Raw genomic sequence first — 1,102 nt, forward strand, 5'->3', positions numbered from 1 at the left:
ACCCGATCTCGGCGGTCGACTTCACCATCCAGACGACCGGGGACGTGGTGTTCCAGGCGACGACCGGCGGCCGGAGCGACCTTCCGCTCTCGGCCGGCGGCGGTGTGACCGTCACGGCGAGGAACATCACCCAGGGCGGCAACCTGTTCGCGCCCCTCGGACGGATCACGCTCACCGCGACCGTCAAGGTGACGCTGGCGCCCGGCAGCCTGACCTCCGTCACGCTCGCCGGCGCACTCGTTCCGTATGGCGAGACGATCGACGGAACCAACTGGTACTACAACGCGAAGACGCTCCCCTTCGGGGTCGATCTGCCGTCGAAGGGTCTGGTGCTCGACGGCGCGAACGTCACCATCGCGTCCGGAGCGACCATCGATGCGCGCGGCGGCGGCGACCTGCAGGCCATGGAGTGGATCCAGGGCAAGGGCGGGAGCCGCGACGTCCTCGCCACGACGTCGGGCCAGAAGGTCTATGCACTGGTTCCGTCGATCAACGACCCCGTCGCGGCGTTCGATATCCACTTCACCACGACCAACAAGCATCTGACGACGGGCGGCGTCGAGTATCTCGGCGCCGACGACTATCCGCTCGCCGGGACGCAGATCCGGATCGACGGCGGCAACGGCATCCCGGCGGGCGTCTACACGCTCTATCCCGGGCACTACGCGACCTTGCCGGGCGCCCTGCGGGTGACCTATTACGGGAGCAATCTGGGACGCAACCTGCCGTCCGGAACCACGCTCCCGGACGGCACCGTTCTGGTCACGGGCAACTACACCCAGTCGACCAACCCCTCGACCTCCTCGTTCGGCAGCCAGCTCTTCGCCGTGCAGAGCAGCGCCGTGTGGCGGAGCTACAGCGAGTACAGCTACAGCCTCGCGAACACCTATTTCACCGAGGCGGCGGTGCATGCCGGCGTCACGGTCCCGCGGCTGCCGATCGACGCCGGCCGGCTCTCCGTCATCGCTTCCGCGTCCATCAAGTTGTTCGGCACCGCGCTGTCCGGGCCGGCGCCGGGCGGCCGCGGCAGCGAGCTCGACATCTCGGCCGACAAGCTGGCGATCGTCGACTCGGGGCAATTCGCCGCCGGCACCGTTCCGGG

Annotated in this window: 1 protein-coding gene; it reads left to right on the top strand. The window is 68.7% G+C overall.

The genetic code is table 11. From position 1 onward, the window contains the following. The coding region (locus ABTU92_RS23910) for a hypothetical protein (protein WP_408094124.1) at positions 1–1,102 on the top strand (1,102 nt) is incomplete at both ends.

The sequence above is a fragment of the Rhodoplanes sp. SY1 genome (genome assembly GCF_046000175.1).
Classification (GTDB): Bacteria; Pseudomonadota; Alphaproteobacteria; order Rhizobiales; family Xanthobacteraceae; genus Rhodoplanes.